This is a genomic window from Halopseudomonas laoshanensis (assembly GCF_008365385.1).
Taxonomy (GTDB): domain Bacteria; phylum Pseudomonadota; class Gammaproteobacteria; order Pseudomonadales; family Pseudomonadaceae; genus Halopseudomonas; species Halopseudomonas laoshanensis.
In genome coordinates, this window is the sequence record NZ_QOVF01000001.1 from 690,988 (window position 1) to 706,861 (window position 15,874).

12 protein-coding genes are annotated in these 15,874 nt (G+C 58.7%); 6 read left to right on the top strand and 6 right to left on the bottom strand.

The window, feature by feature from the left end; genetic code table 11:
• Positions 1 to 36 precede the first annotated feature (36 nt).
• The gene (locus DT594_RS03225; protein ID WP_149331345.1) at positions 37 to 1,326 is read right to left on the bottom strand and encodes an NADH:flavin oxidoreductase/NADH oxidase family protein; all 1,290 of its coding nucleotides are present in this window, start codon (positions 1,324 to 1,326) and stop codon (positions 37 to 39) included.
• A 193-nt stretch (positions 1,327 to 1,519) separates the two neighbouring features.
• Between DT594_RS03225 and DT594_RS03230 the strand changes: the two genes are divergently transcribed.
• On the top strand, positions 1,520 to 2,236 hold the full coding sequence (locus tag DT594_RS03230; RefSeq protein ID WP_149331346.1) for a hypothetical protein: 717 nt from the start codon (positions 1,520 to 1,522) through the stop codon (positions 2,234 to 2,236).
• Between the two features lie 13 nt (positions 2,237 to 2,249).
• Here the strand turns inward: DT594_RS03230 and DT594_RS03235 are convergent, their stop codons facing one another.
• The gene (locus DT594_RS03235) at positions 2,250 to 3,350 is read right to left on the bottom strand and encodes an ADP-ribosylglycohydrolase family protein (protein ID WP_218574467.1); all 1,101 of its coding nucleotides are present in this window, start codon (positions 3,348 to 3,350) and stop codon (positions 2,250 to 2,252) included.
• Positions 3,351 to 3,521: 171 nt separating this feature from the next.
• On the opposite strand from DT594_RS03235, the gene DT594_RS03240 reads away from it, so the two are divergent.
• The 3 genes from DT594_RS03240 to DT594_RS03250 all read left to right on the top strand — a co-directional run bounded on the left by DT594_RS03240 (position 3,522) and on the right by DT594_RS03250 (position 6,845).
• On the top strand, positions 3,522 to 4,265 hold the full coding sequence (locus DT594_RS03240; RefSeq protein WP_149331347.1) for a class I SAM-dependent DNA methyltransferase: 744 nt from the start codon (positions 3,522 to 3,524) through the stop codon (positions 4,263 to 4,265).
• 157 nt (positions 4,266 to 4,422) lie between these two features.
• A complete protein-coding gene (locus tag DT594_RS03245) occupies positions 4,423 to 5,802 on the top strand; it encodes a hemolysin family protein (RefSeq protein ID WP_149331348.1) in 1,380 nt (459 codons plus the stop codon).
• Positions 5,799 to 6,845, top strand: coding sequence for a CNNM domain-containing protein (locus DT594_RS03250; RefSeq protein ID WP_149331349.1), 1,047 nt, complete (start codon positions 5,799 to 5,801; stop codon positions 6,843 to 6,845). The genes DT594_RS03245 and DT594_RS03250 overlap by 4 nt, the downstream gene beginning before the upstream one ends.
• A gap of 77 nt (positions 6,846 to 6,922) precedes the next feature.
• On the opposite strand, the gene DT594_RS03255 is transcribed toward DT594_RS03250, so the two are convergent.
• Both DT594_RS03255 and DT594_RS03260 read right to left on the bottom strand, forming a co-directional pair.
• Positions 6,923 to 8,179, bottom strand: coding sequence for a ribonucleotide-diphosphate reductase subunit beta (locus tag DT594_RS03255; protein WP_149331350.1), 1,257 nt, complete (start codon positions 8,177 to 8,179; stop codon positions 6,923 to 6,925).
• A gap of 491 nt (positions 8,180 to 8,670) precedes the next feature.
• Positions 8,671 to 11,538 (bottom strand): ribonucleoside-diphosphate reductase subunit alpha, encoded by a 2,868-nt coding sequence (locus tag DT594_RS03260; RefSeq protein ID WP_149331351.1) that lies wholly within the window; start codon positions 11,536 to 11,538, stop codon positions 8,671 to 8,673.
• 388 nt (positions 11,539 to 11,926) lie between these two features.
• Between DT594_RS03260 and DT594_RS03265 the strand changes: the two genes are divergently transcribed.
• On the top strand, positions 11,927 to 12,643 hold the full coding sequence (locus DT594_RS03265) for a response regulator (protein WP_149331352.1): 717 nt from the start codon (positions 11,927 to 11,929) through the stop codon (positions 12,641 to 12,643).
• Entirely contained in the window at positions 12,644 to 14,239 is a 1,596-nt protein-coding gene (locus DT594_RS03270) for an ATP-binding protein (protein ID WP_149331353.1), read from the top strand. It abuts the gene before it with no gap.
• Positions 14,240 to 14,269: 30 nt separating this feature from the next.
• Here DT594_RS03270 and DT594_RS03275 read toward each other — a convergent pair whose 3' ends face one another.
• Together DT594_RS03275 and DT594_RS03280 are read right to left on the bottom strand one after the other, a co-directional pair.
• Complete coding sequence (locus DT594_RS03275) at positions 14,270 to 14,893, bottom strand: QsdR family transcriptional regulator (protein WP_096347219.1); 624 nt, start codon at positions 14,891 to 14,893, stop codon at positions 14,270 to 14,272.
• Between the two features lie 160 nt (positions 14,894 to 15,053).
• Positions 15,054 to 15,815, bottom strand: a complete 762-nt coding sequence (locus tag DT594_RS03280) for an SDR family oxidoreductase (protein WP_149331354.1) — start codon at positions 15,813 to 15,815, stop codon at positions 15,054 to 15,056.
• Positions 15,816 to 15,874 lie beyond the last annotated feature (59 nt).

Consider the following 15,874-nt stretch of genomic DNA (forward strand, 5'->3'; position numbering starts at 1 on the left):
TAAGGGGCTCCTGTTGAATGATAGCTGCGGGACAGGCTATCGGCTGCGGGCCTTGACCAGCTCTTTCTGCAAGGCGGTGACGTCCTTGCTTGCCTGGAATACCGACAACGCTGGCTCGGCTTTACCGGTGCGGCCGAGACGATCTATCTGCGCGTAGTACCAGTATTGCACGGCGAAGGTGGCCATGACCTTCAGCGCATTGATCTTGCCGAGGAACGCCAGCCACCCTGGGAACAAGGCCAGTTGTTGTTCGTAGCGCGGCAGCTCCTCAAGCCCCGCGAGTAATTGCGCCGGGGCATCCGTCATTACGCACATGGGGCGGCCCAGCCCGATCACATCAGCCGCGCCGCTGCTCAGTGCCTGCTGCATCGCCTGCTTCTGGCGGAAGCCGCCGGTGACCATCAGGGGCACCGATACCTTGTCACGCATGGCCAGGGCAAAGTCGACAAAATAGGCTTCGCGCTGTTGGGTGGATTGGGCTACTGCTTGCGGCTCTTCCGCTTCAAGGCCCTGGACGCCAAGCAGCTTGGGTTGCTCGTAGGTGCCCCCGGAGATCTCGATCAGATCAACCCCGGCCTGTTCCAGCCACTCGACTACCTGCAGGCTGTCGGCGAAATCGAATCCGCCTTTCTGGAAGTCGGCGCTGTTCAGCTTTACTGAAACCGGAAACTCGCGGCCGACAGCCGTGCGTATTGCTGCGACGGTATCCATCAATAGCCGCGCGCGATTCTCCAGGGAACCACCGTACTCATCGCTGCGCTGGTTGCTGCGCGGGCTGAGGAACTGTGACAGCAGATAGCCGTGGGCGGCGTGCACCTGTACGCCGGTAAAGCCAGCGGCCTGGACCGCTACAGCGCATTGGGCGAAGCGCCGTACGATCTCGACGATCTCGTCCTTCTCCAGCGCGACCGGCTCGCCGAACTGGCCGCCGGGCAGGCCCAGCTTCAGCGGCGAGGGCGCCTTGGGATGCGGGTTGATCATCTTCATGGTCTGCCGGCCAGCATGGCTGATCTGCGCCCAGAAATGATTGCCGTTGCGCGTGGCAACTTTCGCCCAACTACTCAAGGCGGCATGCATGGCAGCGTCCGGCTGACCGTCAATGACGACGTTGCCGGGGCGTTCGAGGTGGTCTCGGTCGATCTGGATATTCCCCGAGAGCAACATGCCCGCACCGCCATCGCTCCAAAGCCCATAGAGCCGCTCCAGTTCAGGGGTGGGTAACCCTGCGGGCGTGGCCAGACCTTCGGTCATTGCTGCTTTGGCCAAGCGATTCGGGATGATGGCGCCGCAGGGCAGGGTAATTGGGTCGGACAGGGATAAGGTCATGGTGATTTCTTTTTTTGTTTTTAGGGTAAGTAGGAGTGTATCCGGTTTTTTGCGGAGTGTTTTGGGGACCTTTAAGTTAGCAATCGTTTGGGGCCTGACACATCTTGTGAATCAAATTTCCATTTCCGTTGTCACACGCCCACGGCACGTCACTGCCTCCATACTTGTTAAAAAAGGAGATTTCGTTAAGGCCATGATCGACTGGATTGAAGCAAACCAGGCGGTACTAAGTGTATGCGTCAGCCTCGCCACTCTGCTTGTCTGGGTGATATACGCCCAGTTGCTGTATTCCGGATTTAGGCGGCAACGCACGCCCCGGGTGATCATCAATCGCGGCAGGAAAAGAGACCTGGATGCGCTGTGCATCATCAGCAATATGAGTCAGGAAGCGATTTATGTGGAATACATTATTGCTACGCTGAAGACCTCGCTCGGCACTGTGACGATGGACGTCACGGATTTTGAGCGTGACCCTACCGAGGAGCGCGAGGACGAAGAGGGCGATCGCCAGACCGTAGCGGTAACGCCGGAGGACATTCGTGAGAATACCCGGCAAGGCCCGCTGCTCTCGGGCGAATTCATGCATATCGGGACCTTTAACGATCTGGTCCGGCGCATGGCCCGCCAAGCTGAAATCCCGATGCAGGGGCATCGCCCGGAGGGTGATATTCAACTGGAAAGTCTGACCATTGAGGTTGTCGCGCTATATGGTCCGGAGCCCAAGCCGGTGAGCGCCAGCCGGGACTTCAGCATTGATAGCAACAAGTCTGGCGGGACCTTGACTCCCACCTCCTGGCGCACCCGCCAGGGTATTTCATTTTTGCAGCGCCGCCGGCTGTGCAAGATGGTGGACAAAATGAATGAGACTAATTTTTTTATGACCTCAACCGTTCGCCTGGACAAGCGTTAGCCGCTCGCTTCCATCACAGGCCGGCATCAGGATTGACCAGTTGCTCAATAGCCGGGCTGATCGAGGCCTGTTTGGTGAGCTGATCAAACAGGCCTCCGGCCGCCTCGCCCTGGATCAGGCCCAGCAATACGCCTAATACCGACCCCCGGTGCACATTGTCTCCACCCACTTCAGCATTGACCTGCAAGGCCTGCAGCGGATCCTGCTGGTGCTTGCAGGCCAGATACAACACCGCGGGCCATGCGTCACTGATGTAACAGGCGGGGGACAGGACATTGCCGATCACCTCCCGCTCCGCGCGCCTGCCTTCCACCAGCTTGGTCAGGTCTCGACGTGAGATTCCACGGGCCGCGTTCAGCAACAACTCCTGCACTTGGGTATCGTCCTGGCGAAACAGCAAGCCATCAATCAACTGGACATAGGCATCGCATACCTCGGCCAGAAAAGCGTCCGGATGGGTCAATGCCAGGTGCTCACGGCACAGCTGACGGGTATCCGCCAACGAAGTGCCGCGCAATCGTTCGGCGATCACGAGTGGGGCGATGGTCACCAGCCCGCCTATCGATGGCGTATCGTGAGTAACTGCAGCGCACTGATCTGGCGGGGACCCTTTAGCGAGATTGGCGAAAAAGCCGCGGTGATAGGATTCTGCGTAGGTATCCGGGTGGGCCGAGTCGTCTGCCATCATCAGCTGAATATAGGCCCGCAGAAATCCATCGCGATCATAATGCCCGCCGGCGGCGTTCATCACCTCTATCAGCGTCAGGGCGCAATGGGCGTTGAGGGTGTTGTCCCCGGCGCGCATACCCTGATGGTAATGCACGTTTGGGCGGTCCCAGTACTGGGCTTTGCCCTTGAGAATCACGTCGCCGACTATACTGATCTGGTTCTGCCCTGAGGCTCCCTTGCGGCCGCCGCCGCTGGTTGAATGCAGGGACATTATCGAAGACGGGTGGAAGGTGGGCGGCGCTTCAAAAGTCTTGATCCCGTTCGGGAACGCCTCATCGATGTCACTGACGCGGTAGTACCAATGTACCGGCATGGCCAGTGCATCGCCGATAAACAGATTGTGCAGGGCGGCAGTCGCCCTGGAATTGATTACCGCGTCCATCATGCTTGCCCCTCGGTTGAATTATCCGAGCTTAACGCAGTGCCGGCGGGCTGCTGGCTCTCAGGTGTTTCAAAGAAATTCGATGGCTTTTTGCGCCCATGCATCATTCATTCGCGAGCGCTTTACATAAAGCCGGGATATGATTCGCGCCCCAGCTATCAGCACCAGACCATCATGCTCAGCAATGCTATTTATACTGACCTTTCGGGTTACTACGATTTGATGTGCGCGGATATCGATTACCGCGCCCAGAGCCACTGTATTCACCGGCTGCAGCAGCTACTCGGGAATGGAGGCAATCGGCATCTGGATCTGGCCTGCGGGACCGGTCCGCATGTGCGGCATCTGCTTGATGCAGGCTACCAGAGCAGTGGTCTGGACATTAATCAGCCAATGCTGGACCTGGCGCTGGTGCGCTGTCCTGAAGCAAGTTTTTCATTGCAGGATATGTGCGGTTTTAGCCTCAGTCAGCCGGTGGATCTGATTACCTGCTTCCTCTATTCCATTCATTACAGCGCAAATATCGAGCGGCTGCGCGCCTGCATTGCCAGTGTGCATGACGCCCTGGCAACAGGCGGTCTGTTCTGTTTTAACGCGGTCGACAAGAACAGAATCGACAACGGCGCCTGGGTTTCGCATAACGTCGGGAATGCCGAAGGCGACTTCAGCTTCAGCTCTGGCTGGCATTATTCGGGGGCTGGAGAGCAGCAGTCGCTGAAATTGCGCATCGAACGAACGGCCGCAGAGGGTCGAACGGCGTGGCTTGATGAACATGCCATGGTGGCGGTTAGCTTCAGCGAACTGGTCGAGCTTTTGCAGCCGTATTTCGAAGTGCAGCTACTCGAACATGATTATCAGACGATCGTTCCATGGGATCGGGCTTCCGGAAACGCGCTATTTGTCTGCGTAAAAATGTAGTCTTGCTGGTGCGCCTGGCCCGTTGCGAACAGCTAGTTGCATGCAATGCTACTCTGCTAATATCGCTGCACCTCATTACATAGGAAGCACTAACCTCCGTGGACCACATATCGTTCGTCAGTAGCCCTGCCGTTATCCCTGCGCAGGTAATGACATCATGATCGAACCCCTTCTTTTATTACTTCTTGGCATCCTCGTAATTCTGGCGATCATCGCTGCAAACGGCTATTTCGTTGCGCAGGAATTTGCCTATATGTCGGTCGACCGCGCTCGGCTGGCGGCACGGGCTGCCGAAGGCGATGTACCCGCTCAGCGCGCTTTCAAGGTCACGCAACGTACCAGCTTCATGCTTTCCGGCGCGCAGCTGGGCATTACCGTTACCGGTTTGCTCGTGGGTTTTGTTGCCGAGCCGCTGGTCGGGCAGTCGCTGGGTGTGCTGCTGGGTGGTGTGGGCGTGCCCGCCGGAGTTGGCGTCACCGTGGGCACGGTACTGGCTCTGGGGTCGGCGACGCTGATTCAGATGATCTTTGGCGAGCTTTTCCCCAAGAACCTCGCGATCGCCAATCCCGAGCCGCTGTCACGCGGGCTGGCCAGTTCGACTCTGATTTACCTTACGGTCTTCGGTTGGCTGATCGGCTTCTTTGATAAATCAGCCAATCTGTTTTTGCGCGCCCTGCGCATCGAACCTATTCATGATCTGGACGTAAGCGCCTCAGCCGAGGATCTGCCGCGCATCATCGCCGATTCGCGTGATAGCGGCGACCTGCCACTTGAGCTGTCGCTGATGCTGGACCGCATTCTGGATTTTCCCCAGCGTGATGTAGAACACGCGATGATTCCGAGAGCCCGGGTAGATTGGGTGCAACCGGAAACTACCCTGGCGGAATTGCGCGAAATGATGGCGCGAGATCACACGCGTTATCCGGTTATCAATGATGAGGACGACAACGTCGTGGGCGTGGTCCATCTGGTTGACGTACTGCCGCGCCTTGAGCAGGGCGGTGCTGATGAACTGGTGGCCAGCGTGATGCGGCCGGCGACTGTTGTGCCTACATTGATGTCGCTACCCGACGCACTCCAGCAGTTGATTGACACCAATAACGAGCTTGCCTGCGTGATCGATGAGTATGGCGGGTTCGCTGGCATACTGACGCTTGAAGATCTGGCTGAAGAGGTAGTGGGCGAAATTACCGACGAGCACGATACCCAGTCCAATACACCGGTTGTAGCCGGTGGCGAGGGCGTCTGGCTGATCAATGGCGATGTGCACCTGGACGAGGTTGAACGGGCCATCGGCTTTGAATTGCCGCGCGGCGATTTTGAAACCATGGCCGGTATGCTGATTGCCGAACTTGGCGCACTGCCGGTCGAGGGGCAATCTGTGCTGATTGATCTGCCGGTTGATCCGGCCGAACTGGCTTCGGATGAGCCGGTACGGCATCGGTTGGAGGTTGATGTGTTGCGCATCGAGCGGCACGTCCCCACCGAGTTGCGCGTGCGATTGGTCGAGATCACCGGTTCGGAGGAAGAACTGTGAACGACGTATTGATCGTCACTCTGGTGACCATAGCGCTGATTGCCCTGAGCGCGATTTTTGTCGTAATCGAATTCGCCTTGCTCGGTGCGCGACGTCAGCGACTTGAACAGCTCGCGGTTACCAGTCGCTCTGCCAGAGCGGCGCTACGCGGCATGAACGATCTGACGCTGATGCTTGCTGGCGCGCAACTGGGTATCACCGTTTGTACCTTTGCGCTTGGTGCGGTTACCAAGCCTGCGGTCGATGCCTGGCTCAGTCCGATGTTTGCCGTCCTGGGTCTGCCGGAATGGGCAGCAGATGGCGCGGCTTTTGCGCTTGCGCTGTTTGTTGTGACCTTTCTGCACCTGGTAGTCGGCGAGATGGCACCCAAGTCATGGGCTATTGCGCATCCGGAGACGTCCGCGTTGTCGATAGGCATTATCGCCCGCGCTTACATATGGCCGTTACGTCCACTTCTGAACTGGGTAAACAGCATTGCCAACCGGCTGGTGAAAGCCACGGGTGTGGAACCAGTGGAGAGCGCCGCCGTTGGCGGGCAGGATATTGCGACCATCCGGCAACTGGTAGAACACTCGGCCAATGTCGGTATGCTTGAGCCGCAGATGCAGCAGCAGATATCAGGCTTGATTGATCTGGGCACCCTGTCGATCGACGCGCTGACCTCGCAGGAGGTGAAACCGACCTATGTCTCTCGCCAGGCGACTGTCGCGGATGTCCGGGCGGCCGCGTTTGCATCCAAGCATATGCGTATCCTGATGCTTGGTCAGGATGGGGGAGCTCCTTCGGTTGTGCATGTGCGCGACACCTTGCTGTTGCCGGATACCCAGTTGGCCATCAATAGCGCACGGCCGGCCTTTATTCTCGCCGCGAGCACGCCGGTGTACGAAGCATTGGCGCGTATGCGCGAATCGAGTGCGCACCTGGCGGTGTTGATGGCGGGGGATGAAGTACGCGGCATTGTTTCGCTTGCCGACATTCTGCGCAGGGTGTTGCCGGCAGGGGTGCCGGCAAAGAAGGACTTTGGCAAAGCACAAATAGCTTGATGGGTATTTGCGCAAGCCGTTTAGATTGAAGTTCGCTGTAATGGTATCGGGGCGCGGTAGCGCCGCGCCCCGTCCGATTAGTCCCAGGTGAGCGCGCCGCCAGTCTGATACTCGATCACCCGCGTTTCAAAGAAATTCTTCTCCTTCTTCAAGTCCATGATCTCGCTCATCCACGGGAAGGGGTTGACCGTGCCTGGGTATTCTTCTTTCAGACCGATCTGCGTCAGGCGGCGGTTGGCGATGAACTTGAGGTAGTCCTCCATCATCGCAGCGTTCATGCCGAGTACACCGCGGGGCATGGTGTCGCGGGCGTATTCGATTTCCAGCTGAGTGCCTTGCAGGATCATCTGCGTGGCTTCATCTTTCATGCCGGCATCCCACAGGTGCGGGTTTTCGATCTTGATCTGGTTGATCACGTCGATGCCGAAGTTCAGGTGCATGGACTCGTCACGCAGGATGTACTGGAACTGCTCGGCGACGCCGGTCATCTTGTTGCGGCGGCCCATGGACAGGATCTGGGTGAAGCCGCAGTAGAAGAAAATGCCTTCCAGTACGCAGTAATAGGCGATCAGGTTGCGCAGCAGTTCCTTGTCGGTTTCGACGGTGCCGGTGTTGAAGGTCGGGTCAGAAATCGAGCGGGTGTACTTGAGGCCCCAAGCCGCTTTTTTCGCGACGCTGGGAATTTCGTGGTACATGTTGAAGATCTCGCCTTCATCCATGCCCAGCGACTCGATGCAGTACTGGTAGGCGTGGGTGTGGATTGCCTCTTCGAAGGCCTGGCGCAGGATGTACTGGCGGCATTCGGGGTTGGTGATCAGACGGTAGACGGCCAGCACCAGATTGTTGGCGACCAGCGAGTCGGCGGTCGAGAAGAAGCCGAGGTTGCGTTTGACGATGCGGCGCTCGTCATCGGTCAGGCCTTCGGGGTTTTTCCACAGGGCGATGTCGGCGGTCATGTTGACCTCCTGCGGCATCCAGTGATTGGCGCAGCCGTCCTGGTACTTCTGCCAGGCCCATTCGTATTTGAAGGGCACCAGTTGGTTAAGGTCTGCGCGGCAGTTGATCATCTGCTTGGCATCGACGTTGACCCGGGCGGCGGAGCCCTCGAGTTCGTCGAGGCCTTCCTGGATGTCCAGTTGGTCGAGTGCAGCCTTGGCGCGAGCGACGGCGTCGGAGTCGTCATTGCCGACGTGGCGGGCACTGTCGACCGCCGCGACGGCCTGTTGGTCAAGTTGTGTGTCGGCGTTACTGGCCTGTGTTGCGGCGGCATCCGACGCTGCCCGGTGGACCGGGGTGGCGGTTTCTGGTGTGTCTAGTTCGTCCCAGCTGAGCATGGTAGGCTCCCTTTGGTCGCAGCTTCAAGCGGCAGGCTTCAAGCTTCAAGTTGTTTGTGTAGCGGCTCGGGCGGTTGGTCTGGTTCGCCCGATGCGGCTATGATGTTCGTTGTCCTGCTCCGGTTTTGGCCGGTAGTCCGCTTGGATTCCCGCCTTCGCGGGAATGACGATCCTAGTAGTGCGTGCCTCTCGCTCCGCCATCCTCGCGAAAGCGGGGGTCCATTCGGGGGTGGCTTTTACGCAGTGCGTAGTACCGAGACCCCAAGGTCAAAATGGATTCCCGCGTTCGCGAGAATGACGATTCTGGTGGCGCGTGCCTCTCGCTCCGTCATTCCCGCGCAGGCGGGAATCCATGCGAAGTGGCCGTAAGCACTAGGCCTACAGCTCAACCCATCAGTTCAGATGGATCACCGTCTTCGCGCCGACGCCGTTGCGCCCCCCGGGCGAGCCCCGCACTACTTGTCGCTTGCAGCTTGAAACTTGCCACTACCCTACTGACACGCCTCACAATCCGGCTCATCAATCGCACAGGCCTTTGGCACCGGAGCCGGGCCGGCGGCGGTTAAGCCGGCGGGGGCGCCGCTGGAGACGGCGTTGAGTTTGCCGGTATCCACAGTGGATTTCTCGGTGCTGGTGGCGGCCAGGGCACGTAGGTAGTAGGTGGTTTTCAAGCCACGGTACCAGGCCATGCGATAGGTCACGTCCAGGGCTTTGCCGGAGGCGCCGGCGATGTACAGGTTGAGTGACTGCGCCTGGTCGATCCACTTCTGGCGGCGGCTGGCGGCTTCGACTATCCACTTGGTTTCCACTTCAAAGGCAGTGGCGTACAGGGATTTCAGATCGGCCGGGACGCGGTCGATTTGCTGTACCGAGCCGTCATAGAACTTCAGATCGTTGACCATGACTGGGTCCCACAGGCCGCGTGCCTTGAGGTCGCGGACCAGGTATGGGTTGATCACGGTGAACTCGCCGGAGAGGTTCGATTTGACGTAGAGGTTCTGGTAGGTCGGCTCGATCGACTGGGATACGCCGGTGATGTTGGCGATGGTTGCGGTCGGGGCGATGGCCATGATGTTGGAGTTGCGGATGCCTTTCTGCGCGCGCTGGCGCAGGGGTTCCCAATCCAGGGTCTGGCTGCGATCGACTTCAATGTATTTGGCGCCGCGCTGCTCGGTGAGAATGTCCAGCGAGTCCAGCGGTAGAATGCCCTGATTCCACAGCGAGCCTTCAAAAGTGGCGTAGCTGCCGCGCTCTTCGGCCAGATCGCAGGAGGCCTGGATGGCGTAATAGCTGACGGCTTCCATGGACTGATCGGCGAAGCTGACTGCGGCATCAGAACCGTAGGCGATGTGCTGCAGGTAGAGTGCATCCTGAAAGCCCATGATGCCCAGGCCCACCGGGCGGTGCTTGAGGTTGGAGTTTCTGGCTTGCGGCACCGAGTAGTAGTTGATGTCGATAACGTTATCCAGCATGCGTACGGCGGTCTTGATGGTGGCCGCGAGCTTGGCGGTGTCCAGCTTGCCGTCAACGATATGGTTGGGCAGGTTGACCGAGCCCAGATTGCACACGGCGATTTCATCGGCCGAGGTGTTCAGGGTGATCTCGGTACAGAGGTTGGAGCTATGCACCACGCCAACGTGCTGCTGCGGGCTGCGCAGGTTGCAGGCGTCTTTGAAGGTGATCCACGGGTGGCCGGTTTCGAACAGCATGCTGAGCATCTTGCGCCACAGGTCGCGGGCCTGGATGGTCTTGTGCAGCTTGAGCTTGCCGTACTCGATCAGTGCCTCGTAATACTCGTAACGCTCTTCAAAGGTCTTGCCGGTCAGGTCATGCAGGTCCGGCGTATCGGACGGGGAGAAGAGCGTCCATTTGCCGTCTTCGAACACGCGCTTCATGAACAGGTCCGGGATCCAGTTGGCGGTGTTCATATCGTGGGTGCGGCGACGGTCGTCGCCGGTGTTCTTGCGCAGCTCGAGAAACTCTTCGATATCCAGGTGCCAGGTTTCCAGATAGGCACAGACCGCGCCCTTGCGCTTGCCGCCTTGGTTTACCGCCACGGCGGTGTCGTTGACCACCTTGAGGAAGGGCACGACGCCCTGGGATTTGCCGTTGGTGCCTTTGATGTAGGAGCCCAGTGCACGCACGTTGGTCCAGTCGTTGCCTAGGCCGCCAGCGAATTTGGACAGCATGGCGTTGTCGTGGATCGCATGGTAAATGCCGGACAGCTCATCCGGCACGGTGGTCAGGTAGCAGCTGGAGAGTTGCGGACGCAGGGTGCCAGCGTTGAACAGGGTTGGCGTGGAGGCCATATAGTCGAAGCTGGAGAGCAGCTTGTAGAACTCGATGGCGCGGGCGTTGCGATCGGCCTCTTCAATCGCCAGACCCATGGCCACGCGCATAAAGAAAATCTGCGGCAGCTCGAAGCGTACGCCGTCTTTGTGGATGAAGTAACGGTCGTACAGAGTCTGCAGGCCCAGGTAGGAGAACTGCTGATCGCGAGTGTGATCCAGCGCGGCGCCCAGTGCCTGCAGATCGAACTCCTTCAAGCGTGAGTCCACCAGCTCCAGCTCGGCGCCCTTGTTGATATAAGCGGGCAGGGCCTTGGCGTACAGCTCGGCCATCTCATGATGGGTGGCACTGTCGGCCACGCCAAGAAAGCCCAGGGCTTCGGCGCGCAGGGTGTCCATCAACAGGCGCGCGGTCACGTGGCTGTAATTCGGCTCGCGCTCGACCAGGGTGCGTGCAGTCATCACCAAGGCGGTGTTGACGTCGTGCTGGGTAACGCCGTCGTAGAGGTTTTTCAGGGTTTCGCGTTCGATCAGTTTGGCATCCACTTCGGCTAGACCTTCGCAGGCCTCGTCGATAATGGTGTGCATGCGGCCCATGTCCAGCGGCACGCGGCTGCCGTCGGCCTGGGTAACGTTCAGCGTGGGATGCGCTTCCACTGGCTGACGCGCCTGACGTTGACGGGAGTGCTCTTCACGATAGAGCACGTAGCTGCGCGCCACTTTCTGTTCACCGGCGCGCATCAGCGCCAGTTCAACCTGGTCCTGAATCTCTTCGATATGCAGGGTGCCGCCAGAGGGCATGCGCCGTTTGAAGATATTGGTGATGGTTTCGGTGAGCTGGTTCACGGTCTGGTGAATGCGGCTTGAGGCAGCGGCCTGGCCACCCTCTACAGCCAAAAACGCCTTGGTGATGGCGACCTTGATCTTGTCATCGGTGTATCCAACCAGAGTGCCATTGCGCTTGATCACTCGAATCTGACCGGGGGCGGTCAGGTTCAGATCCTGCTCGTGCTGCTCACCTTGCGGCGCGCGAGATCCAATGGTCTCGGTGGGGTTGGGGGTGGGCTGCATGGGCAATCTCCTTGGCCGGGCCTGCGTACTATATATGGTGGTTCTGCGCTACAGGCTTGGCACTGTTGCGGAGACCGTTGCGATTAAAACAACATCTAGTGATTAAAATGCCGTGAGGCACAAGATAGTGTGTATCATGCTGTTGCGCAAGCCCGCGACTTAAACTTTCTGTGCTGGCGATCTACTGGCAGCAGTACAGAAGATGCCGCTCTAAACCGCTTATCTCAGGCTTCTTGGCGAGTTATCAACAGGCGGAGGTCGACGAAAAATAAACACAATATATTGTGTTATCAGGTTGGCCCCTCCCTAGCGGTAACCGTGGGTAGGTGTTTTGCTTTGCGGTTGCTACAATCGCCGATCTTACTCGCGGCAAATCGGGGTTGGTGTTGTGTCAAATGTGGAAGGTGGGCGAATACTGATTGTTGAGGATGACCTCAAACTCGCGGCCTTGATCGAGGCGTTTCTGATCTCCCAGGGCTTGGACGTTGAGCTATTGACGCACGGCAGCGGTGCGGTAGAGCACATTCTCGCCAGCAATCCCGATCTGGTGGTGTTGGACCTGATGCTGCCCGGCGAAGACGGGTTGTCTATCTGCAAACGGCTGCGTGCCGCCAGTTATGCGCGGCCGATCTTGATGCTGACCGCGCGCAGTGACGATGAGGATCATATTCAGGGGCTGGAACTGGGCGCGGATGATTACGTCAACAAACCGGTACGGCCACAGGTGCTGTTGGCACGCATTCGCGCGTTACTGCGCCGCAGTTCGGATATGGACTCGGCTAATGAACGCGAGACCACCCGGCTGACGTTCGGACCGCTGGTGGTCGACCATGCGCGTCGCGAGGCCTGGCTGCATGAAGAGTTGATTGATCTGACCGGTGCCGAGTTCGATCTGCTCTGGCTACTCTCCAGCAACGCCGGGCGGGTGCTCAGCCGTGAGGAGATTTTCAATTCATTGCGTGGCATCGAATACGACGGTCAGGATCGCTCGATTGATGTGCGCATTTCGCGGATCCGCCCGAAAATTGGTGACGACCCCGAGTTGCCTCGCATCATCAAGACCGTGCGCAGCAAAGGCTACCTGTTTGTCGCCGTGCAACCCTGAATGAACTCCATTTTCCTGCGCATTTATGGCGGCATGCTGCTGATTCTGATCACGGTGTCGCTATTGGCATTATTGAGTATTCGCCTGATTAACGATGTGCGCGCCGAGGATTACCGCGAGCGTATCGCCAGTGGCACTTTCCGGCTGATGGCCGACAACCTCGAACCCATGGACGACGCCGAGCGCTTGCGCGCGTTGGCGGCCTGGACCCGCCTGATTGGCGTGCCGCTGCAGCTGAACGAGCTGGATGATCTGGATCTGGATTCCAGCAGCTGGTCGCGACTGATCCGTGGGCAGGTGCTGGTCAAGCAGAACGGCGTGGAGGACGTGCGGGTCTATAGCCTGGTGGAGTTACAAAGCCAGATGGTGCTGACCACCACTATTGAGCGCATTACCGAACAGCTCGGCCGGGCCACGCTGTTTCTGATCGCCGATGAGCTGGTGCGAGCCCCCGAGGCGGATATGCCATCGCGCCTGCAGCAACTGCGCCGCGAAAAAGGTTTCGGTTACCCTTTGGTACTGACTCGTATGAACGAGGCGGATCTGGACGCCGACCAGCGTCGGCGACTGGAAGAACTGGATACCTTGATGACCTTGGGGCCGGACGGCGATTCGATCGTCTTGTATATGAAGGTGCCGGATACCGAATGGGTACTCAGTCTGGGGCCGCTGTACCAGATGAAGGAGTTTCCAGCGCCGATGTTGTTGATAGTCGGGGTGCTGGTTTTGACCCTGTCCGGTTTGCTGATTTATCTGCTGGTGCGGCAACTGGAACAGCGCTTGATGGTTCTTGAGGCCGCCGCCACCCAACTGACCCGCGGTAATCTGGATGTCCGTGTGGACGCGTTGGGACCGGACTCGGTGGGTCGCCTGGCCAAGGCGTTCAACGATATGGCCAGCCACTTGCAAAGGCTAATGGCGATTCAGCGCGAGATGATCGGCGCGGTTTCCCACGAGCTGCGTACACCGATCGCGCGTTTGCGCTTTGGCTTGGAAATGGTCGAAACCGCGGATAACGAGGCGGACCTCAATCGCTATATGCAAGGTATGGATGGCGATCTCAGCGAACTGGACAAACTGGTAGACGAGATTCTCACCTATGCACGCCTGGAGCAGGGCGCCCCGGCATTGAACATGGTCGGGGTGGACGTGCCGGCGATGGTCGCCCAGGTGGTCAGCGAGCTGGGGCCGTTACAACAGAACATCAATCTGCAAGCGCGCGATCTGTCGCTGGGCCGCGCTACCCGCATCGATGCCGAGCCACGCTACCTGCACCGCGCGATCACTAACCTGGTAAGTAATGCCCAGCGTCACGCCAGCAGCCAGGTCAGAATCAGCACACGTGTGGTCTATGGGCGTTGCGTGATCAACGTCGAGGATGACGGGCCGGGGATTGCCGAGGAATGGCGCGAGCGTATTTTCACACCGTTTCTAAGGCTGGATGACAGTCGCACACGCTCTTCTGGGGGGTACGGTCTGGGGTTGTCGATTGTGCGCAGGGTGATTTATTGGCATAACGGTCGCACCCGAGTCGGGCGTTCGGAAGCCTTGGGTGGTGCGGATTTCAGCCTGGACTGGCCGGTACAGCGCCGCTAGGGCGTCAGTACCGGCGGAACATAACAAGGGTTAACGGCTGTGGCCGTTGACCAGCAAACGGAAGGCCTGGCTGGCAGGGCCGGGTTCCGGGGTGCGGCCGCAGATCAGATCGCAGTAAATTGCACCTTCACCGATGCGAATAATGAAATAGGCGAGGCTTTCGGCGTCCATTTCCGGGTTGATTTTACCGGCCTTGATCTGCCCATCGAACAGCTCGCGCCAGGTCTCGATCAAGCGACTCTGCAAGCCGGAGATGTTTGAGGTAAGCAACTGCAAACCCCATTGCGGCTCTGCCAGCAGAAAATCATGCATCGGCTTGGCGTTGATCAGCGCGATGTTGATATCGGTGTAAATCTGCACCAGGTAATCGATCCCTTGCAGCTCGGGCGTCTCATTCGCGCGCTCTATCGCCTGGTCATAGATGAACTTGTACTGTGACCAGAGAATCTCGCCCATCAGCAGATCCTTGTTCCCCACCCAGCGCATGAGCGTGGCGCGGCCGATGTTGAGCTCCTCCGCCAGCAGCGACAGGTTCAGCCGGCGACCCTCGAGCCACCAGCGGCGCGCCATACGAAAAGCAGTGATGGGCGTGGCGCGTTCATCGGATTTGCGCTGCGACAGCGCCATGGATAGCGGGGTATTCTGACTGCTCATATTCACTGCCTGTGTGACTTTATGTATTGACTCTCTCGCGTCCTATAGTAGCAAGGACGATACCAAGATGAGAAGTGTCCCGATGATGAATCATTGCTTGAATCCTATTTTGATAGCATCCTTTAGTCGCATTTGTCATGAAGAAGGCGGTTTCAGCCGCCTAACCACGACCGACAAAGGGCATTTTTGTGGCCATGATGGTCATGAACTGAATATTGCTTTCCAGCGGTAGATTGGCCATCTGCACCACCGCCTGAGCAACGTGCTCTACATCCATCATTGCCTCTTGCGCTATTTCCCCATTTGCCTGCGGGACGCCATGCTTCATGCGTTCGGTCATCTCAGTGGCGGCATTGCCTATGTCGATCTGACCGCAGGCGATGTTGTAGCGCCGGCCGTCCAGCGAAGTGGATTTGGTCAGGCCAGTTATCGCGTGTTTGGTGGCGGTGTAAGGCGCTGAGTTTGGTCGTGGCGCGTGGGCGGAAATCGAACCGTTGTTGATGATGCGACCGCCCATGGGTTGCTGGCTTTTCATGATCTTGAAGGCTTGCTGGGTGCAGAGAAAGGCGCCGGTCAGGTTGGTTTCCACCGTGGCCTGCCAGTGCTCAAAGCTGATGTCTTCCAATGGTACGGGCGGTGCTCCGGTACCGGCGTTGTTAAACAGCAGATCAAGGCGACCGAAGCGCTCAAGCGTACGATCAAACAGGGCGGTCACCGACGCGGGTTGGCGCACATCGGTCACTACCATCAGACTGTGCTCGGCGAGGTTTGCGGCAGCCGCGACAGTGGCTTCGAGTGGTTCGGCACGGCGGCCGGCCAGCACCACGCGGTAACCAGCGCGCAGTAGCGCCAGCGCGGTGGCGCGGCCAATACCGCTGCCGGCGCCGGTGACCAGGGCGACGGGGGAGGTGGTTGTTGTCATGATTGGGCTCCAGGGCTAGGTTCAGCCCCGCAGCATAGCCGATTACAAAAAAGCCGGTC